This window comes from Lysobacter ciconiae, assembly GCF_015209725.1.
GTDB classification, from domain to species: domain Bacteria; phylum Pseudomonadota; class Gammaproteobacteria; order Xanthomonadales; family Xanthomonadaceae; genus Novilysobacter; species Novilysobacter ciconiae.
Genome location: NZ_CP063656.1, coordinates 414,013 through 440,848 on the forward strand (window position 1 = coordinate 414,013; position 26,836 = coordinate 440,848).

The window sequence follows — 26,836 nt, forward strand, 5'->3', positions numbered from 1 at the left end:
TGGTTGTGTCGGTGGGCCGCGCACCGCGGCCAAAAGGGGTCAGGCCGGCGTCGCGGCCAGGCGACGCAGCGCCGCATCCATTGCGCAGCGGTAGCCGGCGGGGCCCAGCCCGGCGATCACGCCGACGGCCAGGTCGCTGAAATAGCTTGTATGGCGGAAGGGCTCGCGCGCATGCGGATTGGACAGGTGGATCTCGTAGAACGGTAGCGCCGCCGCCGCCAACGCATCGCGAAGGGCGACGCTGGTGTGGGTGAACGCCGCCGGATTGATCAGGATCACCGCGGTGCCATCGCTGCGCGCCGCCTGGATGCGGTCGACCAGCACGTGCTCGGCGTTGGACTGCAGGCTGGCGAGCTCATGGCCTGCGCCAGTCGCGATCGCGCGCAGTTCCGCGTCGATCTCTGCGAGTGTCGTGCGGCCATAGATCTCCGGCTCGCGTTCACCGAGCAGGTTCAGGTTGGGGCCGTGCAGGACCAGCAGTTTTGCCATGGGGCAGTCGCAGTGGAAAGCACGGAAGTGTGGCGGAGTGACCGGCCACTGTCCAGAAAATAACGGGTAATTCGCCGAAGTTACGCTGATTTAAGCGTCTGTTTGAATTTCAGCGGCGCTGCGGACTGGTGCATCGTTGACCTCATCTCTCGACCCAGGCATCGATTTCGCCATCGCGGAACGGGCCGATTTTCTGCTTCAACAGCCGGCCTTGTGCGTCGAGCAGGACGGTGTAGGGCAGGACGCCCTTGACGTTGCCCAGCTGCACGCCGGCATCGGCCGGTCCGGCCGCGTCGATCAGGATCGGGTAGCGCACCGGCACGCGCTCAAGGAAGGCGCGCACGGCGTCGGCGTCGTCCAGCGCAATGCCGACCACCTGCACTCCGTCGGCGCCCTGCTTGCCCGCGAAGCGGTCCAGCTCGGGCATTTCCTCGATGCACGGGCCGCACCAGCTGGCCCACAGGTTGATCAGTTGCGGACGCCCCGCGTGGGCCTGCGGCAATGGCATCAGCGCGCCGTCCAGTCCGGGCAGTTCGAGCGTCGGGATCGGTTCACCCCGGCGCGCGATGGCCAGACCGTCCGGCGGGGTTGGCGCCGTAGCGGCGAGCACGTCCTGCAGCGCCCGCTGGCCGATCTCGGTGCGTATCAGCGGTGCCGGCGGGTTCAGCCAGATGCTCAGGCCGACGCCTGCCATGGCCGCGAGCACTGCGGCGATCACGATTTTGCTGTTCTGGCCCAACTCAGAACGCTTCCACGGCGGCATCGGCCAGGGCCTGGCGGACGATGTCGGGGGTCAACACGGTGGGCAGGATCTGTCCCTCGCCGCCGCCGCTCGGAAACACCACGTAGAGCGGCACGCCGACCGCCTTGTGTCGCTGAAGGAACGCGGTGAGCGCTGGATCGACGTTGGTCCAGTCACCCACCAGATAGGCCGCATCGGCATCGTCGAGCGCGCGCTGGAATCCCTCGCGTCCCAACACGGTCTTCTCGTTGGCCTTGCAGGTGACGCACCAGTCGGCGGTCATGTTGACGAACACCACGCGGTTGGCGGCGCGCAGGTCGGTCAGGCGCTGTTCGCTGAAAGGCACCTTCACCAGTTGGCCTTCGCCGACGGCGGCGTGCTCCAGCACCTTGTCCGGCAGCGGATGGGTATGGATGAGCCACAGCGTCCATCCAGCGCCGAGCAGGGCGATGACCGCCAGCGACGTCGCCCAGGGGCGGGCCCGCGTGCGCGAGTGGTTCCAGGCCCACGCGCCGAGCGCCACCAGGACCGCAGCAACCATCCACAGGCCGACCGCGTCGGCGCCCAGCTGCTTGGCCAGTACCCAGGCCAGCCACACCGCGGTCAGATAGAGCGGGAAGGCCATGACCTGCTTGAAGGTTTCCATCCACGCGCCGGGGCGCGGCAGCGCGCGGGCCAGGGCGGGCACGAAGCCGATCAGCAGGAACGGCAGCGCCAGCCCGAGTCCCAGGGCGAGAAACACCGCCATAGCGATGGCGGCCGGCGCGGTGAAGGCCCAGGCCAGCGCCGCGCCCATGAACGGCGCGGTGCACGGCGTGGCGACCACGACCGCCAACACGCCGGTGAAGAAGTCACCCGCGGGACCGGAGCGCGTCGTCAGGCCGTGGCCGGCGCCGGTCCAGCGACCCGCCAGTTGCCAGACACCAGACAGGCTCAGGCCGAGCGCCAGCATCAACAGCGCGAGCAGCGCCACCACGACGGGCTGCTGCAGCTGGAAGCCCCAGCCCAGCGCGAGTCCCGCCTGCCGCAGGCCCAGGGCGAGAGCCCCCAGTGCCGCGAAGCTGAGCATCACCCCGGCGGTGTACCAGAGCGCCTGCCGGCGCGCCACGCCCGGCGTGTGGCCGTGACCAGCCAGCGACAGCACCTTCAGCGACAGCACCGGCAGCACACACGGCATCAGGTTGAGGATCAGCCCGCCGATGAGGGCGAACAGGAGGATCAGCAACAGGCCCGGTGCGGAGTCCGGCGCGCCAGCGCTGGTCTCGATCGCTGCGGGAGACGCGGTGGATGCAGCAAGCCCCGCGTCGCTGGCGGCGAACGGGTCGTCAGTGCCCAAGGCAGCGCCGGATGCAAGATCGCTGCCCACAGCCGCTGCGTCGGTTTCGGCGGCGCCCGGCAGTTGGGACGCGGTACCGTCGGGGCCGGCTGCGGTCGCCTCGCCGGCCGCCGCAGCGGGAGTCATCCCCCCGGCGTCAGCCCCGGGTTTTGCCGTTGCCGTGACCGTTCCCTTCGGCAGGTCGATCGCGACCTTGCGGGTCATCGGCGGGTAGCAGATGCCGTCGTTCTGGCAGCCCTGGAAGGTGGCGGTCAGCTTGACGGTCGTGGCGTCGGCACGTTCGCGCAGCAGCGGTACCGGCACGTCGATCTGGTCGAAATACACCACGACATCGCCGAAATGCTCGTCGCGGTGCTGGCGTCCGGCCGGCCAGCGCGGCTTGCCGAGCGCGATGCCGCCGTCGGTCGACTCCAGGGTCAGGCGGGTGTTGTCGCGATACAGGTAATAGCCCGACGCCGGGCTGAAGCGCAGCAGCAAGGCGTCGCCGTCCCCGGCGATCGCCTCGAAGCCGAACGCCTGTTCGGCGGGCAAGGGCATGGCGTCGGCGCCGCCCGCAGCACGCGGAAACAGCGCGTTGCCGCCGGGGCCGCCGCCGGCCAATGGTTTGCCCAGCAGGTTGGCGGCCTTGCTGGCGGGTGCCGCAGTGCGGGCCGGCGGGACCGAGGGCAGCGCCACGGTCAGCTTGCGGGTCTGCGGCGGGTAACAGATGCCGGCGTCGGCGCAGCCCTGGTATTTGACCGTCAGGGTGGTGCTGGCACCGCGCGCCTCGCCCGGCAGCTGCGCCGTCAGGCGCTTGCGGTAGGTTTCCACCTTGCCGAAGAACTCGTCCTCGTGCGGCTCGCCGGGCGGCAGCTGCAGCTCACCGGCCGCAAATCCGGCATCGCTGGTCACCGAGGTGCGGTGGCGATACAGGTAATACCCGTCGGCGATCTTCCAGTGGATGGCCACCGCGCCCTGGTCGCTGGCGCGGGCGTCCACGGCGAAGGCCTCGTCGACGGGCAGCAGGTCGTCGGCATTGACCCCCGCCATGGCCGGCAGCGCCAGCCCGGCCAGCAATGCAAGAGCGGTCAGGCCCGCGCCGGCGCGACCGGCCAGCCGGTGGAGCGCCGAGGTGTTGGCGAAGCAGGAGGCGAAGGATTTTGGCACCGGGCGTCGGCGGGGTTCAGTCATCATCTCGGGTCTGTTCCACGACCCAGTCCAGGTAGGGCGCGAGTCCGCCGACCGCTTCGACCGCGATCAGTTCGGGAAGTTCGTAGGGGTGCAGCGCGCGGACCCGGACGGTCAGCGAATCCAGCTGGTCCCGGGTGGTCTTGATCATCAGCAGCACTTCCTGTCCGTGCTCGACCCGGCCCTCCCAGCGGTAGGTGGATCGGACGCCGGGCAGCTGGCTGACGCACGCAGCCAGACGCTCGCCCACCAGTGCATCGGCGACGGTGTCGGCACTGGCCCGATCCGGACACGTGCAATAAGCGATCAGGACGGACATGGTGGTGATTGTACCGGGCCGGCCAGGGGTTCGCCTTGTGTCCGGATCGGCCGCCCGGTGTCGTCATTAGGGGTCCACGCGGCCGGTTCTGCCGCCGCAGGCCAACGGTCGGCGCCACGGGCGCACGGGTCTTTTTTCAACGACAAGGAGAGTGACGATGCACGCACAAAGGCACACAGGCGGGTTTGCGCTGGCGGTTCTTGGCGGAGCGCTGGCAATGATCACGCTGCCGGCCTGCGCCGCTGCCGGAGCAGGCGACTTCACCTCGGCGCCCGGCTATGTCGCCGTCGACGTGGACACCACCGCGTGGGATGACTACTACACCGCCGAGCGGTTTCCCGGCCAGGGCGGGTCGGTGTTCATGCCCGATGCGGACCTCATCGCGCCGGTACGCGCGATGCTGCTGATGGAGTACAGCGAAGGCACGCTTCCGCACGCGCGTTACCGGGTGACCTACGACATGCTCAGCGACGCCACCGACCCCGACGCGACCGTCAGCGAGGTGGAGGTCACCCGCATCAACCTGGGCCCGGCGTTTCGCGAGCAGGCCCTGGAGGGCGTGCCGGTCGAGCACCAGGCGCCCCTCGAGGCGTTCGGAGTGGGTCCGCACGTCAGCTGGCGCTTCCAGATGGCGCCGATCCAGGGAATGACCGCCCACGTCGTGGCCGCCGGCCGCAGAGAATTGTCCGATGCCCAGGTCGCGGCCTTGGATTGCCTGGGCGCGCCGTGTGCGCAGCTGGACTCGGCCGAAGGCCCCGCTGGCAATTGGGAGGAGCGCGAGGCGCCGGCGGCGGGCGCCGACTACCGCGCGCTTACCGTCGAAGGCCCGGATCCGGCTTACGTTGTCGACCAGTTGCTGTCGGTGATGCTGGGTGAGGACGGCCCGCAGCCGACCGGTCCGGCCGGTTCGGACCAGCCGCCCCGCATCACCCTGGTGGTCTCGGTCAACGCCGGCGGTCAGGACGTCATGACCACCGGGCTGGGTCGCAATTCGGTCGTGTACGACGACGCGATCGGTACGGTGTGGGTGCGCTCGGCGCAGCACGCCGACACGCCGGCCGAGATCAGCGAGCTGCAGGTGCCGCGGCAACGCTGAGACATTCCGTCCGGCCCAGCAACCGCTGCCGGACTACTAAGGAGCGACAACGGATGAAAGTTTCAGGTCTCAAGGTAACGGTCGGCATCGCCGTGTCCCTGGTGATCGGCCTCGGCGGTTGCGGGGCGCCAGACCAGGGCAGCGCGGTGCCCGCCAAGGCCGCTGCGGAGGCCAGGCGACAGGCCGCGGCGGTCACCTTTGCGCGCGTCGTCATTGCCACCGATGCCGGCGAGTTCTGGTTCCAGCCGGCCTCGTGCTCGGTGGGTGAGGAGGATGGGGCGCAGGTGTTCACGGTGCACGGCCCGGGCAAGGGGCCCGACGGCAAACCGGTGTACGTCAATATCGACGGCGCCGACCAGGGCCCGATGGCCGATACGGACGTGCGCATCCATGTCGGCGTGGAGGCGCACCTGAAACACGGCGATCCGGCCTGGATCTCCAACAGCGCGGTATCCCACCAGTTCGACGTGCCGGCCACGGCGGTCAACGTGCAGGGCGATACCGTCGTCCTGAGCGGCGTGGTGTTCAGCGCCGACGGCGACAGCCGCCTGGAAGTCAGCGGCCCGATCCGGATCGACTGCGGCAGATAGGCGCGGCGTCGAAGCCAGCAGTGCTGCGGTCCTAACACGGTTATCGATCCGGCAACGTGAATCGATGGAAAACATGACGTAAATGGGCAATACTCGCCCCGGGCTGACAGGAGTTGGCCATCGACAAGGGGTCAGGTGTGGGGGGATGGGCACAGGACGTGCCGCGCTGGATGCCAATCCCGAACCAGAAGGAGCGTGTTCCGTCAGGACGCGCTCCTTCTTTTTTTGTCCGCGGAGCGCGGTACGGCCGCACGCGGGAGAAAAATCTTCGCGGCAGGCCTTGAAAGCCGGCCCGCGCGCCCCATCTTCTGTCGCAGTCCCGGTGCGCCGGGCATGTCTGCATGGGCCGAGCGCCTGCACAGGCATTCCAAATCACTGTATTCCGGATTTTTCAACCATCTACGAGGTTGCTGCAAATGAATATCAAGCCGCTGTTCGACCGCGTGGTCATCAAACGCATGGAAGAAGAGAAGATGTCCGCGGGCGGCATCGTCATCCCTGATTCGGCCACCGAGAAGCCGATCAAGGGCGAAGTCGTCGCCGTCGGCGCCGGCAAGGCACTGGACAACGGCAGCGTGCGCGCGCCGCAGGTCAAGGTGGGCGACAAGGTGCTGTTCGGCAAGTACAGCGGCACCGAGGTCAAGCTGGATGGCACCGACCTGCTGGTGGTGAAGGAAGACGACATCTTCGCGATCCTGGGCTGATCCAGACGTCTCCGGCCACACCGGCCACACCCTTTTTTCCACAATTCCTGTTTGAGGTTCTAGATCATGGCTGCCAAGGAAATTCGTTTCGGCGAAGACGCGCGCTCCAAGATGCTGCGCGGTGTCAACACGCTCGCCAATGCTGTCAAGGCGACTCTCGGCCCGAAGGGTCGCAACGTTGTGCTCGACAAGAGCTACGGCGCCCCCACGATCACCAAGGACGGCGTGTCCGTCGCCAAGGAGATCGAGCTGGCCGACAAGTTCGAGAACATGGGCGCGCAGATGGTCAAGGAAGTCGCCTCGCGCACTTCCGATGACGCCGGCGACGGCACCACCACCGCGACCGTGCTGGCCCAGGCGTTCATTCGCGAGGGCATGAAGGCCGTTGCCGCCGGCATGAACCCGATGGACCTGAAGCGCGGCATCGACAAGGCCGTCACCGGCGCTGTCGCCGAGCTGAAGAACATCTCCAAGCCGTCCTCCAGCAGCAAGGAAATCGCCCAGGTCGGTACGATCTCGGCCAACTCCGATGCCAACATCGGTGACCTCATCGCCAAGGCGATGGACAAGGTCGGCAAGGAAGGCGTGATCACCGTGGAAGACGGCTCGGGCCTGGACAACGAGCTGGACGTGGTCGAGGGCATGCAGTTCGACCGCGGCTACCTCTCCCCGTACTTCATCAACAACCAGCAGTCGATGCAGGCCGAGCTGGATGACCCGTTCATCCTGCTGTACGACAAGAAGATCTCCAACGTCCGCGACCTGCTGCCGATCCTGGAAGGCGTGGCCAAGGCCGGCAAGCCGCTGCTGATCGTCGCCGAAGACGTCGAGGGCGAGGCCCTGGCGACCCTGGTTGTCAACACCATCCGCGGCATCGTCAAGGTCTGCGCCGTCAAGGCCCCGGGCTTCGGCGACCGTCGCAAGGCGATGCTGGAAGACATGGCCGTGCTGACCGGTGGCACCGTGATCTCCGAGGAAGTCGGCCTGGCGCTGGACAAGGCGACCATCGAAGACCTCGGCCGGGCCAAGAAGGTCCAGGTCTCCAAGGAAAACACCACCGTCATCGACGGCGCCGGCGAGACCGGTGGCATCGAAGGCCGCATCAAGCAGATCAAGGCGCAGATCGAAGAGACCTCTTCGGACTACGACCGCGAGAAGCTGCAGGAGCGCGTGGCCAAGCTGGCCGGCGGCGTTGCGGTGATCAAGGTCGGTGCCTCGACCGAGATCGAGATGAAGGAAAAGAAGGCCCGCGTTGAAGACGCCCTGCACGCGACCCGCGCGGCAGTGGAAGAAGGCGTGGTCCCGGGCGGCGGCGTCGCCCTGATCCGTGCGCTGGCCGCCATTGTCGACCTGAAGGGCGACAACGAAGACCAGAACCACGGCATCACCATCGCCCTGCGCGCGATGGAGGCCCCGCTGCGCGAGATCGTGATCAACGCCGGTGAAGAGGCCTCGGTGATCCTGAACAAGGTTCGCGAAGGCACCGGCAGCTACGGTTACAACGCGGCCAATGGCCAGTACGGCGACATGCTCGAGTTCGGCATCCTGGACCCGACCAAGGTGACCCGCACTGCGCTGCAGAACGCGGCCTCCATTGCCGGCCTGATGATCACCACCGAAGCGATGGTGGGCGAGCTGCCGAAGAAGGACGAGCCTGCCATGCAGGGCGGCGGCGACATGGGCGGCATGGGTGGCATGGGCGGCATGGGCTTCTAAGCCACTCCCCAGCGACACCGCGACAAGGAAAAGCCCCGCTTTGGCGGGGCTTTTCTGTATCCGGCCCTCAGGAATCGATCGCGGACCTGGACCCGGACTTGGATCGGGGAGCGGGTCGGCGTCAATTCCTGAGCTGATCAGTTCAATTTTGCACTGCAGCGTGCAAGGCAATAACGAATCCTTCACAGTCGACCTGCATCCCGACGTGGGGGAGGGAGCAGGCCCGCAACCGGTTCGTCCGGGGCGGGCTTTTTATTTTCCGCTCCGGCGCGACGGTCACGGGGCTCGGCTGATCCACGCGTGACGCCATGGGCCACGATCCGCTCATGCGACTATCCGTCCCATGACTCCACCCCAACCAATCGAACCCGCCGTGCTGCTGCGACAGCTGGAGCCTGCTGGTATCGCCGAGCTGGACGACTCCGCCACCGCCCGCTTGCAGGCCGTGGCCATCGCCAGCGACTTTGCGATCGACACCTTCGCGCGCCAGCCCGGCCTGCTGGATCGGCTGTTGCAGGACGATGGCGCGGTTGCGATGCCGCCGCCCGAGCTCGACCACGGTGCTCCCGAGGCATGGCCGTCCGCCTTGCGGCTCTATCGCGCCGCTGAATCCACCCGGCTGGTGTGGCGCGACGTGCTCGGACTGGACGGAATCGACACGACGCTCGCCGGCACCACCATGCTCGCCGAACGTTGCCAGCAACTGGCGCTGGACGCGCTGGAGTCGAGCTTCATCGAGCGCCACGGCGTGTTGCGGGACGCCGCGGGCAGCGTGCTGCGACTGGTGGTGCTGGCACTGGGCAAGCTGGGCGGAGGCGAGCTGAACTTCAGTTCCGACGTCGACCTGGTCTACGGCTACGAGCCGCCGGGCGACCCGGCTGCCGCGTCCGACGGACCGCGGCCGCTGGCGGCGGAACACTACTTTTCCCGCCTCGGCCAGAAGCTCGCACGCCTGCTGGACGACGTCACGGTCGATGGTTTCTGCCACCGCGTGGACCTGCGCTTGCGTCCCTACGGCAATGCCGGGCGCGTGGCCTGGTCGTTCCCCGCCATGGAGCAGTACTTCCAGCGCGAGGGGCGCGACTGGGAGCGGTATGCGTGGCAGAAGGCGCGGCCGGTGGCCGGCGACCTGGCGGCCGGCACGGAGTTCCTGGAATTGCTGCGCCCGTTCGTCTACCGGCGTTATCTGGACTACGGCGCGCTGGACGGCCTGCGCGCGATGAAGGCGGCCATTGCCGCCGAAGTGGCACGCAAGGAGCTGGCCGACGACATCAAGCGCGGGCCCGGCGGGATCCGGGAGATCGAATTCCTCGCCCAGGCGCTGCAGCTGATCCGCGGCGGGCGGGATCCGGACCTTCGTGAGCGTTCGCTGCAGCCGGCGTTGGCCGCGCTGGTCAAGGCCGGGCAGGTGGAGGCCAGGACCGGCGCGCAACTGACCGAGGCGTACCGTTTCCTGCGTCATCTGGAGAACCGCCTGCAGATGTTCGCCGACCAGCAGACGCACGCCTTGCCCGTGGAGCCGACGATACGAGAGCGGATCGCCATCGGCATGGGTTTTGCCGATTGGGACGAACTGCGGGTGGAACTGGAGCGCCATCGCGGGATCGTGGCTGAGGAGTTCGCGGCGTTGCTGGCGCCCCGCCACGGCAACCGCAGCGACGGGACGCTCGCCGAGTATTGGCTGGCGCTGCCCGACGGCGGGGACGCGGCGGTGCTCGCCGAGGCCGGTTTCGAGGACGCCTCCAGTGCCGACAGCCTGTTGCGCGATTTCGCCCGCAGCCCGGGCGTCGTTGCGCTGACCGACGCCACGCGGGCGCGGCTGGACCGGGTGTTGCCCGCGTTCATGGAGGGCGCGGCGCGTTCCAGCCGCCCGGCGCTCGCGTTGCGGCGCCTGCTCGCGCTGGTGCAGAACATCCTGCGCCGGACCGCCTATCTGGCGCTGCTGGACGAGCAGCCGGCCGCGCTGGCCCGGCTGGTCCGTGTGACCAGCCAGAGCGCGTTGCTCGCCGAACGCGTCGCGGTGCATCCGCTGCTGCTGGACGAACTGCTCGATGCCAGTGTCGCCGGCGAACTGCCGGGCCGCGCGGAGCTTATCCAAGCGTGCGCGCAGGTCGGCCTGCAAGGCGACGGCTCGGGCGCGCGCCGGGCGCCGGGCCACGGCGGTCGCCCGCCTGCGACACCGGAGGTCCGCAGCCAGGAAGACGTGGAAGCCGTGCTCAACGCGCTCAACGAAGTGCGCCAAGCGGCCAGCTTCCGCATTGCCATGGCCCACCGGGACCATCGCCAGCCGGCAGTGGACAGTGCGCGCCAGGTGGCGTGGCTGGCCGAGGGCGTGGTGAACCGGGTGCTGGCGATGGCGACGCGGGAAATGCTCGGCGCCCACGGCGAGCTGCCCGCAACGCGCTTCGCGGTGTTCGGCTATGGCAGCCTGGGCGGCGAGGAGCTGGGGTTCGATTCGGATCTCGACCTGGTGTTCCTCTACGACACCCCCGCCAGGGCGGGCGGTATCGACGCGGTGTCGGACGGCCCGCGACCGCTGGACGCGGCGCGCTGGTCGGCCCGCCTGGCGCAGAAACTGGTGGCCTTGCTGGAGGCGCCCACGCGCGCCGGTCGCCTCTACGAGGTGGACGTGCGCCTTCGCCCGGACGGGGCCAAGGGCGTGCTGGTATCGAGCCTGGCCAGTTTTGCTGCCTACCAGCGCGAGCGCGCCTGGAACTGGGAGCACCAGGCGCTGGTGCGCGCCCGCGCGATCGCCGGTGACCCCACCCTCGCCGAGGACTTTGCCGGGGTACGCACCGCCACGCTGTCGCGGCCGCGCGATCCGGACCAGCTGCGCGACGACGTCTCGGCCATGCGCGCGCGCATGCGCGCCGAACTGGACCGCAGCAAGGACGGCGTGTTCGATCTCAAGCAGGGTCAGGGCGGGCTGGTGGACCTGGAGTTCGTGCTGCAATCGCTGGTGCTGGAGCATGCCGCCAGCCGACCCGAGGTACTGGGCCGGCAGGACACCCACGGCCTGATCGTCGCCGTCCACGAGGCCGGAATCATCGACGAGGACACGCGCACCCAGTTGCAGGCCGCGCACGAGATCCTGCTCTCCCGCAGCCTGGACTGCAGTCTGGATCGGCGGCCCCGACGGATGGTGCCCGACGCGCCGGTGGCGCGTGCCCGCGCCGCGATTGAATTGGCCGCGCGCGAGCACGGGCTCGACTTCAGTCGCCGGCTGTGAGCGGCGCCGGCTGAAGGGACAGTCGCTGACGGACCTCGTCTGCCACCCGACCGGTTTCGCGCAGCGGCGTGACCGGGAAGTCCGCCAGGCCGTCCTCGAGTGCGCGCACGCGACCCAGTTCAAGCAGGCGATCCACGAATCGGCGCGGACGCCCGCCCAGCCGCTCCAGCCCGGCGACGAACACCGGTGCCTCGGTAGCGCACGCCTCGGAGAGCATGTTCACCGATTCGGCAGTGCACACGATCCGGTCCGCGCAGGCCAGCAGGCCGGGGTAGGGATTGGCGCCGTCGCCCGGCGGGGTGAACAGCATCCCGCTGCGACCGGCGAAATGCTTTTGCAGCCGCTGACCCAAGCCGGCGGGACTGCGGCGCGAGGTGGTCGCCATGATGCAGCCGCCCGCGGCGTCGACCTGGCGCATCACGCCCAGGGTCAGCGCCTCCAGCCAGTCCGCGTCCAGCTTGGCGTGCGCGCTGGCACCGCCCAGCAGCAAGGCGGTGCGCGGTTGCGGCAGGGTCGCCAGGGCTGTGAACCGCACCCGCGCCTCGTCCAGCCAATGGGCGTTGACCGGATGCAGGCTGCCGAGCACGGGGATCACGTTGCTGCCCACCAGACGGTCGTGCTCGGGCGCTATCACCAGGTCCCAGTGGCGTGTGGCGATGCGTGGATCGAGGATCTGCACCGTCGCACTGCCGCGGCGCCCGAGCAGCCGGGTCGCCAGTGCGGCCTGGCGCCCGCAGCCGATGGCCAGGGCGGGCGGCCGGGCCAGCGCCGCGTGGAACTCGGCGCCGAAGGCGCGCGCGGCGGCGACACCGCGCGGCGCGGTCCAGCGCCACGGCGCACGCGTGTCGAGCTGCCAGTCGCGCATCGGCATGCCCAGCGCCCGCCCCAGCGCCTGCGCCTGGCGCAGGTTGCCGGCGTTGCCGTCGGTGATGGTCCAGACGCTCGGGTTGTTTGCCTGCCGTTTCATCTGTGTCCGCAATACGTTCCAAAGTTGCGCCCGTGCGTGGCGCCTGCCAGCGCCTACACTGACCGGCTTGGCAGCCCGCACGGCGGGCGCCGCATCCACACGGAGATCATAGATGCCCCCGACCCGGACCGAAGCACTTGCACCGGCAGCGCTGGACCAGCTGTTCCGTACCGCGCGCACCCACAACGAGCTGGGTGGCGAGATCAGCGACGACACCCTTCGCCAACTCTACGATCTGGTGAAGTGGGGCCCGACCAGCGCCAACATGTCGCCGGCGCGCTTCGTTTTCGTGAAGTCCGCTCAGGCCAAGGCGCTTCTGGAGCCTGCGCTGGATGAGGGCAATCACGCCAAGACCATGGCCGCCCCGGTTACGGTGATTGTCGGCTTTGACGAGGACTTCCACGAAAAGCTGCCGTACCTGTTCCCGCATACCGATGCGAAGAGCTGGTTCGCCGGTCCGCGGGAAGGCCGCACGGCAGCGGCGTTTCGCAACGGCAGCCTGCAGGGCGCATACCTGATTCTCGCGGCGCGCGCGCTGGGACTGGACACCGGGCCGATGTCGGGTTTTGACAACGCCAAAGTGGATGCGGCGTTTTTTGCCGGCACCGCGATAAAGTCGAATTTCCTCGTCAACCTCGGGTATGGCAACGCCGCGAAGATCTTCCCGCGCTCGCCACGGCTGTCGTTCGAGGAGGCTGCGCGGATTGCCTGACGGTCCGTGATGCCTGCCACCGCTGAGCCCTGCCACCTTCCCCCAGATAACCGGAGTTCTCCCATGATCAAACGCCTGCTCCTCGCCGCCGCGCTGGCCACGACCGCGACTTTTGCCATCGCCGCGCCGGTTACCTACAAGCTCGATCCCAGCCACACCAACGTGATCGCGCAGTGGAACCACTTCGGCTTCTCCAACCCGGTGGCGCACTTCGGCCAGGCCGAGGGCGTGCTGGTCTACGACGCCGAGAATGTCGCTGCTTCCAGCGTGAAGGTCACCCTGCCCCTGTCGGGCCTGAACACCTTCACCGCCAAGTTCGACGAACACGTGCTGGGCAGTGATTTCTTCGACGCTGCCAAGTTTCCGGTGGCGACGTTCCACAGCACCGCGGTGGAGTCGGCCGGCGAGGGCAAGCTCAAGGTCACCGGCGAGCTGACGATCAAGGACAACACGCATCCGGTGGTGCTGGACGTGACCCTGAACAAGGTGGGCGAGAACATGGGCAAGCAGCCGACGATCGGTTTTGATGCCCACACCACGATCAAGCGCAGCGACTTTGGCGTCGGCATGTACGCGCCGGGCGTCAGCGACGAGGTGGACATCCGCATCACCACCGAGGCCTCGGTCGCCAAGGCCAAGTAGGAAACCTCAGGTGATCGTTGAGCGCCGCGCGGCCTCCCGCGCGGACGGCTCGTCCGCGGCGGACGGGCTTGAGCGGTGGCAGAGCTTCTCCGGCGGGGCGCACTACGACCCGCAATGGATGGGCTTTGGCGCGCTGCGGGTGCTCAACGAGGATCGGCTTGCGCCCGGTGCAGGGTTTGCCCCGTGCCGGCGCGCGAACATGGAAGTGCTCACCTGGGTGCTGTCGGGTGCCCTGGCGCACCGGGACGACAGCGGTGCGGAACGGGTGATCCAAGCCGGCGGCCTGCTGTGGCTGGGAACCGGCCACGGGATGCGTTACCGGCATTGCAACGCGTCCGACGCCGAACCGGTGCATTTCCTGCAGGCCTGGCTGCAGCCCGATCGCGTCAACGCCGAGCCCGCCTCAGCCGTCCGCGCGCCCACGCCGGGCGACGGCTGGCAGCTGCTGGCTTCGCCTGACGGGCGCGATGGCAGCGCGGCGATCCGCCAGGACGCGCGCGTCTACCGGTCGGAGCTGGCACCGGGAACCTCGGCGATTCGCACGCTCGACCCCGCGCGTCGCTACTGGCTGCACGTCGCCACCGGCGCGGTGCGCGTCGATGGACGGGATTTGTCCGCCGGCGACGGCCTGGGTTTCAGCGTCGAGTCCGGCCAGCTTGAATTGGCCGGGGCGGGCGCCGCTCCGGCTGCGCTGCTGTGGTTCGAGCTGCCAGCTTGAGGCAACTGCTAAACTGGCCGTCTTGTACCGTCCGTGATCGCCGCCATGACCGCAGTCCATGACCACCCCACCCAGGCCAACGCCGAGCGCCGCTACACCGTCACGCGCGCCGACCTGCCCTTGAGCTGCCCGACGCCGTCGATGGCGCTGTGGAATTCTCACCCGCGCGTGTACCTGTCGATCGAGGAAGACCTGGAGAGCACCTGCTTCTACTGCGGCGCGCACTTCGTCCTGCAGGACTGATCCAACGCGATGCGCCCGATGACGGTGGTCCAGCTGCTGCCGGCGCTGGAATCGGGTGGGGTGGAGCGCTCAACGCTCGAGATCGCCGAGGCCCTCGTGTCGGCCGGCCATCGTGCCATCGTCGTATCCGCCGGCGGCCGCCTGCTGCCGCAACTGCTCGCCCTTGGCGGAGAGCACGTGACCCTGGATATCGGACGCAAGTCGCCACTCACGCTTTCGCGCGTACTGCCGCTGCGCCGGTTGCTGCAACGCGGTGATATCGATATCGTCCACGTGCGCTCGCGCCTGCCGGCCTGGATCGCGCGCTTCGCACTGGCCGGGATCGAACCCGTGCGCCGGCCGCGTCTGGTCTCCACCGTGCATGGGCTCAACTCGCCCTCGCGCTACAGCGCGGTGATGGTCGGCGGCGAACGCGTGATCTGTGTATCGCAGAGCGTCCGCGATTACATCACGGGCCATTACCCGGCGACCGACACCACGCGCCTGCGGGTCATTCCCCGCGGGATCGACCCGTCCGCCTTCCCGCCTGCGGCGCTGCCCGATCGCGCCGCGCGCGCGTGGGCTGCAGCGCAGCATCCGGCGCTGGCAGGCGATGGCCCGTTGCTGCTGCTGCCCGGGCGCGGCACGCGACTGAAGGGCCACGCCGACGCGGTCGAGCTGCTGGCGCGCTTGCGGGCCGACGGTGGCGACGCGCGGCTCTGGCTGCCGGGCGCGCGCGAGCGCGGGCGCGAGGACTACATCGCCGAACTGGAAGCCATGGCGGCGGCGCGGGGCGTCGCCGATGCGATCGCCTTCACCCAGCCCACCGATGCGATCGCCCGCGCCTACGCGGCGAGCGATCTCGTGCTCCAGCTCTCGCGCAAGCCCGAGGCGTTCGGACGCACCGTGATCGAGGCGCTGTCGGTGGGCCGGCCGGTGCTTGGCTGGGCCCACGGCGGCGTCGGTGAGCTGCTGTCACGACTGCAGCCGCAGGGCGCGGTGCCGCCGTTCGACGCGTCGCTGCTGCACGAGCGGGCGCTCGCGCTGCTGGACCGCGGGTCGACAACAGCCGGTACGATGCCCGATCTGTCCGACTTCACCCTGCATGCGATGCAACAAGCGACGCTGAATGTCTATGCCGAACTCATCAACTGACCGGTCCGCCCGCATCGCCGCCGAGCGCGGCCCGGCCGGGCGGGCGATCCAGGGCTGGCGCTGGGCGCCGGCGTGGATCCTGGCCTACGTCGCGCTGTGGCCCGCACCGGGTTATGCCGAGGCGATCCTGGTGCTGGGGGCGCTGGTGGCGATCGCCAAACTGGTCAGCTCGCGCTTCCGCGGCGGCGTGAGCCTGCTCAGTGGCGAGGCCTGGGCGCTGACCAGCGTGCTGTTTTTTGCCTACTGGGTGCCGCAACTGGTGTCGACGTTCGACTCCATCGATCCCGGGCGGGCGCTGCGCGAAGCCGCGGTCGACCTGCGCTATCTGCCCTTCCTCTGGCTGGCGGCCGCGGCGGTGGCCAACGAGCGCGGGCGTCGCGTGACGTTTGGTGGCCTGGCGACCATCATTGCCGTGTGGACCGTGGACGCGCTGATCCAGGCAGGTACGGGCACCAGCCCGCTGTTTTTCGGCATCGATTCGATCAAGCAGGCGATCAGCGGACACGCGATGTGCAGCGTGAGTCAGGTCGCCGTCGTGGATCGCCTCAGCGGCGTGTTCGGTCCGTGCAACCTCAAGCTGGGCATCGTGCTCGCCAGCCTGTCGCCGTTCGCGCTCTACGCGGCGGCCAAGCGCGCGCATGCGCTCGGCTGGCTGCTTGCGGCGGCCGCGGTCGGCGTAGTCGTGATGCTGGCCGGTTCGCGGGCCTCGTGGATCACCTACCTGCTGGTGCTGGTGTTGTCGGGCTGGCGCCTGCTGGGCTGGAAGAAGCTGCTGGGTGTGTTTGCCGCCGGGGCGATCCTCCTGGGCGTGCTGGGCGTGGTGTCCAGCGATGTGCGCCAGCGCCTGGAGCGCACCACCCATGTCTTCGCGGTCAGTGAGGAAGGGGTCGACCGCGCGCTCTCCGGTCGTACCCGGATCTGGGGCGCTGCGCTGTGCATGGTCCGCGAGCATCCCTTCAACGGTGTCGGCGCGCGCGGCTTCCGCGAGGCTTTTCCGGCCTGCGATCCGCAAAGCGACCAGCAGGCCGAGTGGGGAGAGGGGCCGGCCTTCCACGCCCACCAGATCGTCCTGGAAATCCTCAGTGAAACCGGGTTCTTCGGCCTGGTGATGTGGCTGGCCGGCGCGGCCCTGGCGTGGCGCGCGTGGCGTTTCGCCGATGCCCAGGCGCGCGAGCGGGCGCGTCCGGCGATGCTGGCGCTGGTGGTCACCGTGTTTCCGCTGAACACCCACCTGGCGTTCTATTCGACGTTCTGGGGTGGCCTGACGCTGCTGCTCGCGGCGCTCTACGCGGGCAGCCTGCTGGCGGTGCGCAGCACGCCTGAGACCACCGGTACGGAGTGACTAGCGCGGCTGGTAGGGCGAGCTGTCGCCCGGCGGCCGGCGTTTGAAGCGCCGGTGGATCCACAGATACTGGCTGGGCGCCTCGCGCACCATCGCCTCGATCGCGGCATTGACGCGGGTGCTGTCCGCCACCGCATCGCGGGACGGGAAGTCCTCCAGCTGCGCACCCAGCCGGAGCACGTAATCCGCGCCTTCGCGGCGGTGGAAGAAGGGCACCACCGCGCAGCCGGTCATTCGGGCGAACTGGTGGGTGGCGGTGATCGTCGCCGCAGGCACGCCGAAAAACGGCGCGAACACCGTGTCCTTGCCGCGCATGTCCTGGTCGGGCGCGTACCAGAGCAGCCCGCCCTGCTTGAGGTGGCGCATGGCCGGCCGCAGCTCGGCATTGGCGAACATCGCGCTGGCGTGGCCGAGGCGACCGCGCTTGACCGCCCACTCCATCACTGGACCGCGGTGGCGCCGGTACATGCCGGCCAACGGCAGGTGGTCGCACATCAGCCGCCCGCAGATCTCCAGGGTCATGAAGTGGCCCGACACCAGCAGCACGCCACGACCGCTGGCGCGGATCGCCTCGACCGCCTCCAGGCCTTCGATGCGCACCGTTCGCCGCATCGGTTCGACCGATCCCCACCAGGCGCGTGCGAATTCGAACAGACCAATGCCCAGGTCCCGGAAGTTGTCGCGCAGCAGCCTCTCTCGTTCCGCGTCGGACATGCCGGGAAAACACAGGGCGAGGTTGGTCCGGGCGGCGCGCCGGCGGTCACCGGCGACGCGCAACGCGAGTGCGCCGACTCCAGCGCCGAGTACGCGCTGCAAGCCCCACGGCAAGCGGGCGGCGATCAGCAGCACGCCCAGCCCCAGCCACGCCGGCCAATGCCGCGGGCTGAGCGGCGCCGGGCCGGGCGAGGTCGGGCTTGCGACGCCGCGGTCGCGCGGAGGGGATGCTGGAGCCATGCGGTGGATTCTACCGGGCCCGTGCCGGGTGAGCCGCCTGCCTCGGCAACGCTCGGCCGAGTCGGCGCGCAAGGGTCGTACAGTATCCTCAGCCGATGCGAACAGACCTGATCGAGCGCCTCCTGCGCGGCCTGTATTCGACCGTGTTGTACCTGCTGGTGCCGCTGACGGTTTACCACCTGATCTGGCGTGGCTTTCGCCAGCCCAGCTACTTCCAGCGCTGGAACGAACGCTACGCCCGTTACCGCGATTCCCCGCATACCGGCACCCTGTGGCTGCACGCGGTGTCCGTGGGCGAGGTCAACGCCGCCGTGCCGCTGGTGAATGCGCTGCGCCGCGGCCGACCGGACCTGCACCTGCTGGTCACCACGATCACCCCGACCGGGTCGGAGCGCGTGCGGGCGCTGTGGGGGCATGACGTGGAGCACGTCTACCTGCCCTATGACCTGCCCGGCGCGGTGGCGCGCTTCCTGCGCCATTACCGGCCGCGCGCGGCGCTGATCATGGAGACCGAGTTGTGGCCGAACCTGCTGTTCGGTTGCCGCGACCATGGCGTGCCGGCCTACATCCTCAACGCACGCCTGTCGGAACGCTCGCTGCGCGGTTACCGCGTGCTCGCGCCGCTGGTGAGCCGGGCGCTGCGCACGGTGACCACCGTGGCGGCGCAATCGATGGCCGATGCGATGCGCTTCGTGCAACTGGGCGCACGCTCCGGCCAGGTCGTCGACGTGGGCAACCTGAAATACGACGTCATGGTGCCCGAGGGCCTGGAGGCGTTTGCCGACGAATGCCGGACCCACTGCGGGCGCCGGCCGGTGTGGATCGCCGCCAGCACGCACGAGGACGAGGAGGCCGCGGTGATCTCCATCCACCGGCGGCTGCGCGAGCGCTATCCCGACCTGCTGCTGTTGTGGGCGCCGCGCCATCCGGAGCGGTTCCGGGTGGTCGCCGAGCACGCGCGCGCATCGGGGTGGGAGGTGTCGACGCGCTCCCGGGCGCAGTGGCCGTCGGCGACAGACGCGGTGTTTGTCATCGACACCATGGGCGAGCTGCTGCCGTTCTATGCCTGCGCGGACGTCGCCTTTGTTGGCGGCAGCCTGCAGGAGGTGGGTGGGCACAACCTGCTGGAGCCGGCGGCGGCCGGCACTGCGATCGTCACCGGTCCGCACCTGCACAACTTCGAGGAAATCTCGCGCCAGCTCGATGAGGCCGGCGCGTTGCGGATCGGCCAGGACCCGATGGGCGTGGGCGGCGCACTGGAGGAACTGCTGGCGGATCCGGCGCTGCGCCGGCAGATGACCTCGGCAGGGCAGCTGCTGGTGGAATCCGGCCGCGGCGCGCTCGCCCAGACCCTGGTGCTGCTGGCGCCCGCGCTGGGGCCCGGGCAGCGTGATTCGGCCTAGTGCTGGATGGGCGAGGCCACTTCGGCCTCGGCGTTGACCGTCAGCAGGCGGTTGATCTCCGCGACGTCTTCGATGTCCAGTGTGCCCGCCGCTTCTTCCAGCACCAGTCGCTGCTGCAGGTGGTTGTATCGCGCCAGGGCGTACGCCTGCTGGGCAGTGAACAGGTTGCGCTGGTTCACCAGTACATCCAGAACCGTGCGGGTGCCGACTTCCAGTCCGACCTGGGACGCGTCGTAGGCGGCCTGCGCCGATACCAGCGCCAGGCGCCGGGCTTCCACTTCGCTGACCCCGGCCACCAGCGTCTGGTAGGCGTTGCGGGTATTGCGTTCCAGCGCGCGCCGCTGCTGCTCGAGCTGGTCGCTGGCGACATCACGCTGGGCCACGGCCTGGCGCACGCGTGACTGGGTAGCGCCACCGGAGAAGATCGGCACCGACAGCGTCACCCCGACCTGCGGGCCGCGGCTCTCGCTCTCGATCGGATTGGTCACCGAGCCCGGCAGCCCGCTGGCGCTGAAGGTGTTTTCACCCCAGGTCTTGCCGTCCGAATAACCACCGCCCAGATAGAGCGTCGGCCAATGGCCCGAGCGCGCAGTGCCGACGTCGGCTTCGGCCGATTCCACCTGCAGTTCCTTGGCCCGCAACGCCGGGTTGTTCTCCATCGCGGTCTGCACCCAGCCATCGGCGCCGTCGGCGACCGGCAGCGCGGGCTGGAAGTCCTGCGGCAGTCCTTGCAGGTTGCGCACGGGAACACCGGTGATTTCGGTCAGCGCCTGGTAGGCGTCGGCCACGGCATTGCGGGCGACGATCGTGTTGGCCCGCGCGCTGTCGAACTGGGCGCGCGCCTCATGCACGTCGGTGATCGGCGCCAGGCCGACCTCCAGCCGCTTGGAGGCGAAGTCGAACTGCTTCTGCAGCGCCTGCTCGGCGGCTTCGGCGGCGGCCAGGGTTTCCAGCTGCACCAGCACGTTGAAGTAGGTGGCCGAGGTGCGGGTGATCAGGCTCTTGCCCGCCGCGTCGAGCTGGAAATCGCTGGCGCGCGCCAGCGCCTTCTGGCTGTCGAGGATGGTGAAGCGGGCGCGGTCGAAGATCATCTGGTCCACGTTGACGCCCAGGCGCCGGGTCGTGGTCTCGGTCTCGACGTTGCCGGTGAAGGTGATCGGTTGGCCGGTCACCGGGTCGAACTGGTTCTGCGTGGCCGGCCCTTCGCTGCGGCTGCGGTTGTAGGACGCACTGCCGTTGATCTGCGGCAGCATCGCCGCCCGGGCCTGCACCGCGCCCTCGCGGGTCGCCAGCCGTCCGGACTCGGCTGCGGCGAACTGCGGATCGCCGGCACGCGCCAGCTCATAGGTCTGGAGCAGGTCGGCCGCGCCGGCAGTGGCGGGCAGGAGCGCAACGACGAGGGCGAGTACGAGTGGGCGGGTGATCATGCGGGGTCCTTGCGCTCAGAATTCGAAGGCGGGTACGGGTGCCGCACCGGCGAGATAGGGAATGTCGGTCTCGAACAACGATTCAATGCGCGATCCGTTGACGTCCACGTGCACCAGCACGGTCTCCATGACCGGCGAGCGCCCGCGCACGATCAGCATGCGTCCGCCGGGCTTGACCCATTCCAGGAACGCCATCGGGATCGTGTCCACCGCGCCGGTCACGCAGACCACATCGAACTGGCGGGCGGTGCGGTAGGAAAACGCATCCGCGTGGATGACCTCGACGTTGGCGATTGCGCGCGCCGTCAGGTTGGCGCGACCCAGCTCGGCCAGCTCTGCATGCTTCTCGATACTGACCACGTCGCGCGCCAGGCGCGACATGCACGCGGTGAGGTAACCGCTGCCGGTGCCGACCTCCAGCACGTCCTCGTCGGGCTGCAGCAGCAGCGATTGCAGCATGCGCCCCTGGATGACGGGCTTGAGCATCACCTGGCCCTGCGGCAGTGGCAGGTTGCTGTCGGTATAGGCCAGGTTGCGGTGTGGCGCCGGCACGAACGGCTCGCGCGGCATGGTCGCCAGTACGTCCAGGACCCGCGCATCCAGCACGTTCCAGGGGCGTACCTGCTGCTCGACCATCAAGTCCCTGGCCTCGGCGTAGTCAATCATGGTCATCGGGTCGAATCTCGGGCTATGCGTGTCAACCGCGTATTGTACCGGCGACGTGCCACAGCATCACGTCAGCGGGGCCTGTGGCGGAGTGCCGGAAGTCACCGCGACCAAGGTCACGGCTGGCGCATGGACTGGTCCGGGCTGGCGTATGCACGCAGGAACACGTCCACCGCGGACGCCAGGTGGGCGGGAACCTCCGCGGCGGCCAGCCCTTCCAGTCCCAGCAGACGCCGCGCGTGCGGCTCGCCCTTCAGAAGGGCGAGCAACTGCCCGGCCGCCCGCGCCAGCTCGGCGGCGTTTTCGGGATCCAGACGCAACTCGCCCAACTCGGCGCGACGCTTCAGCAGCGCCGCCAGCTCCTGGTGGATGCGGGCGGGGCCTGCCTCCCAGAACGTGCGGACCACCGGCGAGTCGGCCAGCTGCGGCGCCGACAGCATGCGCAGCGCGCCGATCGCCTCCTCGCTGCTGGCCATGGCGTGGAAGGCGCGGGCGATCTCCAGCAGGTGCTCACGCAGCGGCGCTCCGGACGCGCGGTCGAACAGCGCATGCGGCAGTTGCAGCTCGCAGTACGAGCCCACGGCGGCGGCGAACAGGTTTTCCTTGTCGCCGAAGTGGCTGTAGACGGTCAGCTTGGAGACGCTGGCGGCCGCCGCGATCTGGTCCATGCTCACGCCGTCAAAACCGTGCTGCAGGAACAGTAGCCGTGCCGATTCCAGGATCGCCGCGCGCTTGGCCGGATCCTTGGGGCGTCCGGGACCCGCCGGGCCCGACGAGGCCGGGCGGCCTGGCGGGGTGGATCCCGAACCGTGATCGCCGCGGAGGTGCGAATCGCTCATCACCCAATACTAGACCGGGGAGTTTTATATTTATACAGTGCCTGCCACTCCAAGCGCTCAACCCGGGAATCGATCCGACATGTGCAGCCGTAGCCGAACCGGTCGCTCCGCCTCTTTGTTGGGCAATCTCACTGCCGCGCTGCTGGTGCTGCTGGTGGCCGCCTGCACTGGAAGCGATCCCGAGCCCCAGGAAAAGCCTCCCGTGCTGGTCGTGCTGCCCGGTGCCGGCGCGGCGACGGAAATGTCGCTGACCGGGGAGATCCGCGCGCGCGAGGAGAGTCCGCTGTCCTTCCGGATCGGCGGCAACATGCTCGAGCGGCGGGTCGAGGTCGGTGACCACGTCAGCGAGGGCGACGTGCTGGCGACGCTGGATCCCGACGACCAGCAGGCCCAAGCGAGTGCCGCGCGGGCCAAACTGGCTGCGCTCGAGGCAGACCTCAAAAGGGCGCGCGCCGACCAGGCCCGCTACGCGCAACTGGTCAAGGACCAGTTGATCAGCCGATCCAACATGGATGCGCAGACTGCCGCCGCCGAAGCGGCGCAGGGGCAGGTCAATGCGGCCCGCGCCGAGCTGCGCATGGCCAGCAACCAGGCCGGTTACAGCAAGCTGGTCTCGCCGGCGGACGGTGTGATCGCCAGCCGCCAGGCCGAGGCCGGGCAGGTGGTGGCCGCCGGGCAGCCGGTCTTCACGCTGGCTGCGGACGGCGCGCGCGAGATCGTCTTTGCCGTGGCCGAGAACGCCAAGGAGGAGGTCCAGCCCGGCAAGGCGGTGCAGGTCGAGGTCTGGTCGCAGCCGGGCAAGCGCTGGCCCGGCACCGTGCGCGAAGTGTCGCCGTCGGCCGATCCCGCGTCGCGGACCTTCGCCGCCAGGGCCACCGTGGACGCACCCGAAGGTGCGCTGCAACTGGGCCAGAGCGCGCGGGTCATCATCCCCACCAATGCCGCGGGCGGCGCGACGTTCAGCGTCCCGCTCACCGCGTTGCAGCGCCAGGGCGATGGCGTGGCGGTGTTCGTGGTCGACCGCGCCAGTTCCACCCTGAAGCTCCAGCCGGTGTCCATCGGTGCGTATGGCAACGACAGCGTGCCCGTGCTCGATGGCCTGGCCAAGGATGACTGGGTGGTCGCCGCCGGCGGCCATCTGTTGCGCGAGGGTCAGGAGGTGGCGCCGGTGGACCGCGACAACCTGCCGCTGGGCAACTGACCGTGATGCGGTTCAATCTTTCCGCGTGGGCCCTGCGCCATCGCAGCCTGGTCGTCTACATGATGCTGGTTGTGGCGATCGCCGGCACGTTCTCCTACCTCAAGCTGGGCCGCAGCGAGGATCCGGCGTTCACCTTCAAGGTCATGGTGATCCACACCGTGTGGCCGGGCGCGACCGCCGAGCAGGTCGGCCGGCAGGTGACGGAGCGCATCGAGCGCAAGCTGATGGAGACCGGCGAGTACGAGTTCATCCGCTCCTACTCGCGCGCCGGCGAGTCGCAGGTGATCTTCGCCGCGCGCGACTCCATGCGGTCCTCGCAGGTGCCCGAGCTGTTCTACCAGGTGCGCAAGAAGATCGGCGACCTGCGCCCGGAGCTGCCGGCCGATATCGTCGGTCCGTTCTTCAATGACGAGTTCGGCGACACCTTCGGCAACATCTATGCGCTGACCGGCGCCGGCTTCGACTACGCCGTGATGAAGGACTACGCCGACCGCATCCAGCTGGCCCTGCAGAAGGTGCCCGACGTCGGCAAGATCGAGCTGTTCGGGGTCCAGGACGAGAAGGTCTGGATCGAGCTTTCCAACACCAAGCTGGCCACGCTGGGCGTTTCGGCGGCGGCGGTGCAGGATGCGCTGCAGCAGCAGAACGCCGTCGTCCCCGGTGGGTTCTTCGAGACCGCCAGCAGCCGCGTGCCGGTGCGGGTCAGCGGCCAGTTCGAGTCGGTCGAGCAGATCCGCCAGTTCCCGATCCGGGTCGGCGACCGCACCTTCCAGCTCGGCGACGTGGCCACGGTGGAGCGCGGCTTCTCCGATCCGGCCCAGCCGGGCATGCGCTTCATGGGTCAGGACGCGATCGGCATCGGCGTGGCGATGCGCGATGGCGGCGACATCCTGGCGCTCGGCAAGACCCTGGAAAGCGAGTTCGAGCAACTGCAGAAAACCCTGCCGGTGGGCATGGCGCTGCACAAGGTGTCCGACCAGCCGGCGGCGGTGAAGGAGTCGGTCGGCGAGTTCGTCCGCGTCCTGGCCGAGGCGGTCGGCATCGTGCTGCTGGTGAGCTTCCTGTCGCTGGGCTTCCGCACCGGTCTGGTGGTCGCCTTGTCGATCCCGCTGGTGCTGGCGATGACCTTCACGGTGATGGAGATCTTCGGCGTCGGCCTGCACAAGATCTCGCTGGGCGCGCTGGTGCTGGCACTCGGGCTGATGGTCGATGACGCGATCATTGCGGTGGAGATGATGGCGATCAAGATGGAGCAGGGCTTCGATCGCCTCAAGGCGGCGGCGTTTGCGTGGGAGTCGACCGCGTTCCCGATGTTGACCGGCACCTTCATCACCGCGGCCGGCTTCCTGCCGATCGCGACGGCGGCGTCGAGCACCGGCGAATACACGCGCTCGCTGTTCGAGGTGGTGACCATCGCGCTGCTGGTGTCGTGGGTCGCGGCGGTGGTGTTCGTGCCCTTCCTGGGCGACAAGCTGCTGCCGCACATCGAGCGCGGCGCGCATGGCCATCCGGCCCCGCCGAAACCCGGTTCGCTGGCCGCGCGCTGGCAGGCCCGGCGCCAGGCCTGGGCGGACCGGCATCCGGCCTTCGCCGACGTGATTGCGCCGCTGCCGCAGGACGTCGGGCAACCGCACGATCCGTATGCGACGCGCTTCTACCAGCGTTTCCGCAGCTGGGTGGTGTGGTGCGTGCGCCATCGCTGGTTGGTGATCGTGCTCACCATCGCCGCGTTCGTGCTGTCGCTGCTGATGTTCCGCTTCGTGCCGCAGCAGTTCTTCCCCGAGTCGGTGCGCCCCGAGCTGATGGTCGACATGGAGCTGGCCGAGGGCAGTTCGCTGCGCGCGACCCGCGCCCAGGCCGAGCGGCTGGAAGCGCTGCTGGCCGAGCGCGACGACCTGACCAACTACACCGCCTACATCGGTACCGGCTCGCCGCGTTTCTACCTGCCGCTGGACCAGCAATTGCCGTCGGCCAACTTCGCCCAGTTCGTGCTGATGCCCGAGAGCCTGGAGGCGCGCGAGGCGCTGCGCAGCTGGATGATCGACGAGGTCGTGCCGCTGTTCCCCGACCTGCAGCTGCGCGTGACCCGGCTGGAGAACGGCCCACCGGTCGGCTATCCGGTGCAGTTCCGCGTCTCCGGCGAGCACATCGACCAGGTGCGCCGGATCGCCTACGCCGTGCGCGAGGAGATCCGCAACAACCCGCACGTGGCCAACGTCAACCTGGACTGGGACGAGCCGGGCAAGGTCGTGCGCCTGCAGGTCGACCAGGCACGGGCGCGCGCGCTGGGCATCACCTCGGCGCAGCTGTCACAGGTGCTCAGCGGCTCGCTGTCGGGCATCCAGGTCAGCACCTACCGCGAGGGCAACCAGCTGATCGGGATGGTCCTGCGCGGCGGGGAGGAGGAGCCGATCGCGCTGGATCAACTCTCCACGTTGATGGTGCCGACCGCCAGCGGCCAGAGCGTGCCGCTGGCCCAGGTCGCCACGCTGGAGTACGGCTTCGAGGAAGGCATCATCTGGCACCGCGACCGCAAGCCGACCATGACCGTGCGCGCCGACATCTACGACGGCACCCAGCCGGCGTCGGTGATGGGGCAGATCTCGCCGACCCTGGACGGGATCCGCGACGAACTGCCGTACGGCTACTCGGTGGACGTGGGCGGCAGCGTGGAGGACTCGGCCCGCGGTCAGGACTCGATCGCCGCCGGCGTGCCGCTGTTCCTGTTCGTCGTGTTCACGCTGCTGATGGTGCAGCTGCGCAGCTTCTCGCGCAGTTTCATGGTCCTGCTGACCGCGCCGCTGGGGATGATCGGCGTCACCCTGTTCCTGCTGGTGTTCCGGGTGCCATTCGGCTTCGTGGCGATGCTGGGCACCATCGCCCTGTCCGGCATGATCATGCGTAACGCGGTGATCCTGGTTGACCAGATCGAGCAGGACCGGCGCGACGGCCACGAGACCTGGGATGCGATTGTCGAGGCGACGGTGCGCCGCTTCCGGCCGATCGTGCTGACCGCGCTGGCCGCGATCCTGGCGATGATCCCGCTCTCGCGCAGTGCCTTCTTCGGCCCGATGGCGGTGGCGATCATGGGTGGACTGCTGGTGGCCACCGTGCTGACACTGCTGTTCCTGCCCGCGCTGTATGCGGCCTGGTTCCGGGTCAAGGTGCCCGAGTCCGGCTCGCCTCGCACAGCGTAGCGG

At 69.0% G+C, this 26,836-nt stretch carries 23 protein-coding genes; 14 read left to right on the forward strand and 9 right to left on the reverse strand.

The genetic code is table 11. From position 1 onward, the window contains the following. Nucleotides 1–39: 39 nt before the first annotated feature. The 4 genes from aroQ to cutA all read right to left on the reverse strand — a co-directional run bounded on the left by aroQ (nucleotide 40) and on the right by cutA (nucleotide 4,053). Nucleotides 40–489, reverse strand: a complete 450-nt coding sequence (gene aroQ, locus INQ41_RS01870) for a type II 3-dehydroquinate dehydratase (protein WP_193985740.1) — start codon at nucleotides 487–489, stop codon at nucleotides 40–42. A gap of 142 nt (nucleotides 490–631) precedes the next feature. Further along, a complete protein-coding gene (locus INQ41_RS01875) occupies nucleotides 632–1,228 on the reverse strand; it encodes a TlpA family protein disulfide reductase (protein ID WP_228076669.1) in 597 nt (198 codons plus the stop codon). A gap of 1 nt (nucleotide 1,229) precedes the next feature. Then, nucleotides 1,230–3,596 carry a protein-disulfide reductase DsbD family protein gene (locus INQ41_RS01880; protein WP_193987155.1) on the reverse strand — a complete coding sequence of 789 codons (2,367 nt, stop codon included), beginning with the start codon at nucleotides 3,594–3,596 and terminating at the stop codon, nucleotides 1,230–1,232. 133 nt (nucleotides 3,597–3,729) lie between these two features. Continuing rightward, on the reverse strand, nucleotides 3,730–4,053 hold the full coding sequence (cutA, locus tag INQ41_RS01885) for a divalent-cation tolerance protein CutA (RefSeq protein ID WP_193985742.1): 324 nt from the start codon (nucleotides 4,051–4,053) through the stop codon (nucleotides 3,730–3,732). A 157-nt stretch (nucleotides 4,054–4,210) separates the two neighbouring features. On the opposite strand from cutA, the gene INQ41_RS01890 reads away from it, so the two are divergent. From INQ41_RS01890 to glnE, 5 genes are all read left to right on the forward strand, one after another. After that, a complete protein-coding gene (locus INQ41_RS01890; RefSeq protein WP_193985744.1) occupies nucleotides 4,211–5,149 on the forward strand; it encodes a hypothetical protein in 939 nt (312 codons plus the stop codon). 53 nt (nucleotides 5,150–5,202) lie between these two features. Continuing rightward, nucleotides 5,203–5,739: a hypothetical protein gene (locus tag INQ41_RS01895; RefSeq protein WP_193985746.1), complete on the forward strand. Its 537-nt coding sequence runs from the start codon at nucleotides 5,203–5,205 to the stop codon at nucleotides 5,737–5,739. A 416-nt stretch (nucleotides 5,740–6,155) separates the two neighbouring features. Beyond that, nucleotides 6,156–6,443, forward strand: a complete 288-nt coding sequence (gene groES / locus INQ41_RS01900) for a co-chaperone GroES (RefSeq protein ID WP_193985748.1) — start codon at nucleotides 6,156–6,158, stop codon at nucleotides 6,441–6,443. 66 nt (nucleotides 6,444–6,509) lie between these two features. Next, the gene (gene groL, locus INQ41_RS01905) at nucleotides 6,510–8,159 is read left to right on the forward strand and encodes a chaperonin GroEL (protein WP_043959235.1); all 1,650 of its coding nucleotides are present in this window, start codon (nucleotides 6,510–6,512) and stop codon (nucleotides 8,157–8,159) included. A gap of 343 nt (nucleotides 8,160–8,502) precedes the next feature. Beyond that, the gene (glnE, locus tag INQ41_RS01910; RefSeq protein ID WP_193985750.1) at nucleotides 8,503–11,388 is read left to right on the forward strand and encodes a bifunctional [glutamate--ammonia ligase]-adenylyl-L-tyrosine phosphorylase/[glutamate--ammonia-ligase] adenylyltransferase; all 2,886 of its coding nucleotides are present in this window, start codon (nucleotides 8,503–8,505) and stop codon (nucleotides 11,386–11,388) included. Here glnE and INQ41_RS01915 read toward each other — a convergent pair. Continuing rightward, nucleotides 11,372–12,355, reverse strand: a complete 984-nt coding sequence (locus INQ41_RS01915) for a mitochondrial fission ELM1 family protein (RefSeq protein WP_193985752.1) — start codon at nucleotides 12,353–12,355, stop codon at nucleotides 11,372–11,374. The two genes, glnE and INQ41_RS01915, sit on opposite strands and share 17 nt — an antisense overlap. A 112-nt stretch (nucleotides 12,356–12,467) precedes the next feature. Here INQ41_RS01915 and INQ41_RS01920 point away from each other — a divergent pair, with 112 nt between their 5' ends. The 6 genes from INQ41_RS01920 (at nucleotide 12,468) to INQ41_RS01945 (ending at nucleotide 17,146) form a co-directional block, all read left to right on the forward strand. Beyond that, entirely contained in the window at nucleotides 12,468–13,067 is a 600-nt protein-coding gene (locus INQ41_RS01920) for a malonic semialdehyde reductase (protein WP_193985753.1), read from the forward strand. Between the two features lie 63 nt (nucleotides 13,068–13,130). After that, nucleotides 13,131–13,709 (forward strand): YceI family protein, encoded by a 579-nt coding sequence (locus INQ41_RS01925; protein WP_407074244.1) that lies wholly within the window; start codon nucleotides 13,131–13,133, stop codon nucleotides 13,707–13,709. A 10-nt stretch (nucleotides 13,710–13,719) separates the two neighbouring features. Continuing rightward, nucleotides 13,720–14,427, forward strand: a complete 708-nt coding sequence (locus INQ41_RS01930; protein ID WP_193985764.1) for a pirin family protein — start codon at nucleotides 13,720–13,722, stop codon at nucleotides 14,425–14,427. A gap of 45 nt (nucleotides 14,428–14,472) precedes the next feature. Then, complete coding sequence (locus tag INQ41_RS01935; protein ID WP_193985766.1) at nucleotides 14,473–14,670, forward strand: zinc-finger domain-containing protein; 198 nt, start codon at nucleotides 14,473–14,475, stop codon at nucleotides 14,668–14,670. A gap of 9 nt (nucleotides 14,671–14,679) precedes the next feature. After that, a complete protein-coding gene (locus INQ41_RS01940) occupies nucleotides 14,680–15,804 on the forward strand; it encodes a glycosyltransferase (protein ID WP_193985769.1) in 1,125 nt (374 codons plus the stop codon). Beyond that, complete coding sequence (locus INQ41_RS01945; protein ID WP_193987156.1) at nucleotides 15,785–17,146, forward strand: O-antigen ligase family protein; 1,362 nt, start codon at nucleotides 15,785–15,787, stop codon at nucleotides 17,144–17,146. Before INQ41_RS01940 ends, INQ41_RS01945 begins: the two co-directional genes overlap by 20 nt. On the opposite strand, the gene lpxL is transcribed toward INQ41_RS01945, so the two are convergent. Further along, nucleotides 17,147–18,100 (reverse strand): LpxL/LpxP family Kdo(2)-lipid IV(A) lauroyl/palmitoleoyl acyltransferase, encoded by a 954-nt coding sequence (lpxL, locus tag INQ41_RS01950; RefSeq protein ID WP_193985771.1) that lies wholly within the window; start codon nucleotides 18,098–18,100, stop codon nucleotides 17,147–17,149. Between the two features lie 95 nt (nucleotides 18,101–18,195). Here lpxL and waaA point away from each other — a divergent pair, with 95 nt between their 5' ends. Beyond that, nucleotides 18,196–19,503 (forward strand): lipid IV(A) 3-deoxy-D-manno-octulosonic acid transferase, encoded by a 1,308-nt coding sequence (waaA, locus tag INQ41_RS01955; RefSeq protein ID WP_193985773.1) that lies wholly within the window; start codon nucleotides 18,196–18,198, stop codon nucleotides 19,501–19,503. On the opposite strand, the gene INQ41_RS01960 is transcribed toward waaA, so the two are convergent. From INQ41_RS01960 to INQ41_RS01970, 3 genes are all read right to left on the reverse strand, one after another. Continuing rightward, a complete protein-coding gene (locus tag INQ41_RS01960; RefSeq protein ID WP_193985776.1) occupies nucleotides 19,500–20,930 on the reverse strand; it encodes a TolC family outer membrane protein in 1,431 nt (476 codons plus the stop codon). The genes waaA and INQ41_RS01960 overlap by 4 nt on opposite strands. Nucleotides 20,931–20,945: 15 nt before the next feature. Beyond that, on the reverse strand, nucleotides 20,946–21,602 hold the full coding sequence (locus INQ41_RS01965; protein WP_193985778.1) for a protein-L-isoaspartate O-methyltransferase family protein: 657 nt from the start codon (nucleotides 21,600–21,602) through the stop codon (nucleotides 20,946–20,948). A gap of 110 nt (nucleotides 21,603–21,712) precedes the next feature. Then, complete coding sequence (locus tag INQ41_RS01970; protein WP_193985781.1) at nucleotides 21,713–22,435, reverse strand: TetR/AcrR family transcriptional regulator; 723 nt, start codon at nucleotides 22,433–22,435, stop codon at nucleotides 21,713–21,715. Between the two features lie 118 nt (nucleotides 22,436–22,553). On the opposite strand from INQ41_RS01970, the gene INQ41_RS01975 reads away from it, so the two are divergent. Both INQ41_RS01975 and INQ41_RS01980 read left to right on the forward strand, forming a co-directional pair. Beyond that, nucleotides 22,554–23,636 (forward strand): efflux RND transporter periplasmic adaptor subunit, encoded by a 1,083-nt coding sequence (locus INQ41_RS01975; protein WP_228076671.1) that lies wholly within the window; start codon nucleotides 22,554–22,556, stop codon nucleotides 23,634–23,636. A 2-nt stretch (nucleotides 23,637–23,638) separates the two neighbouring features. Continuing rightward, nucleotides 23,639–26,833 (forward strand): efflux RND transporter permease subunit, encoded by a 3,195-nt coding sequence (locus INQ41_RS01980; protein WP_282436984.1) that lies wholly within the window; start codon nucleotides 23,639–23,641, stop codon nucleotides 26,831–26,833. Nucleotides 26,834–26,836 lie beyond the last annotated feature (3 nt).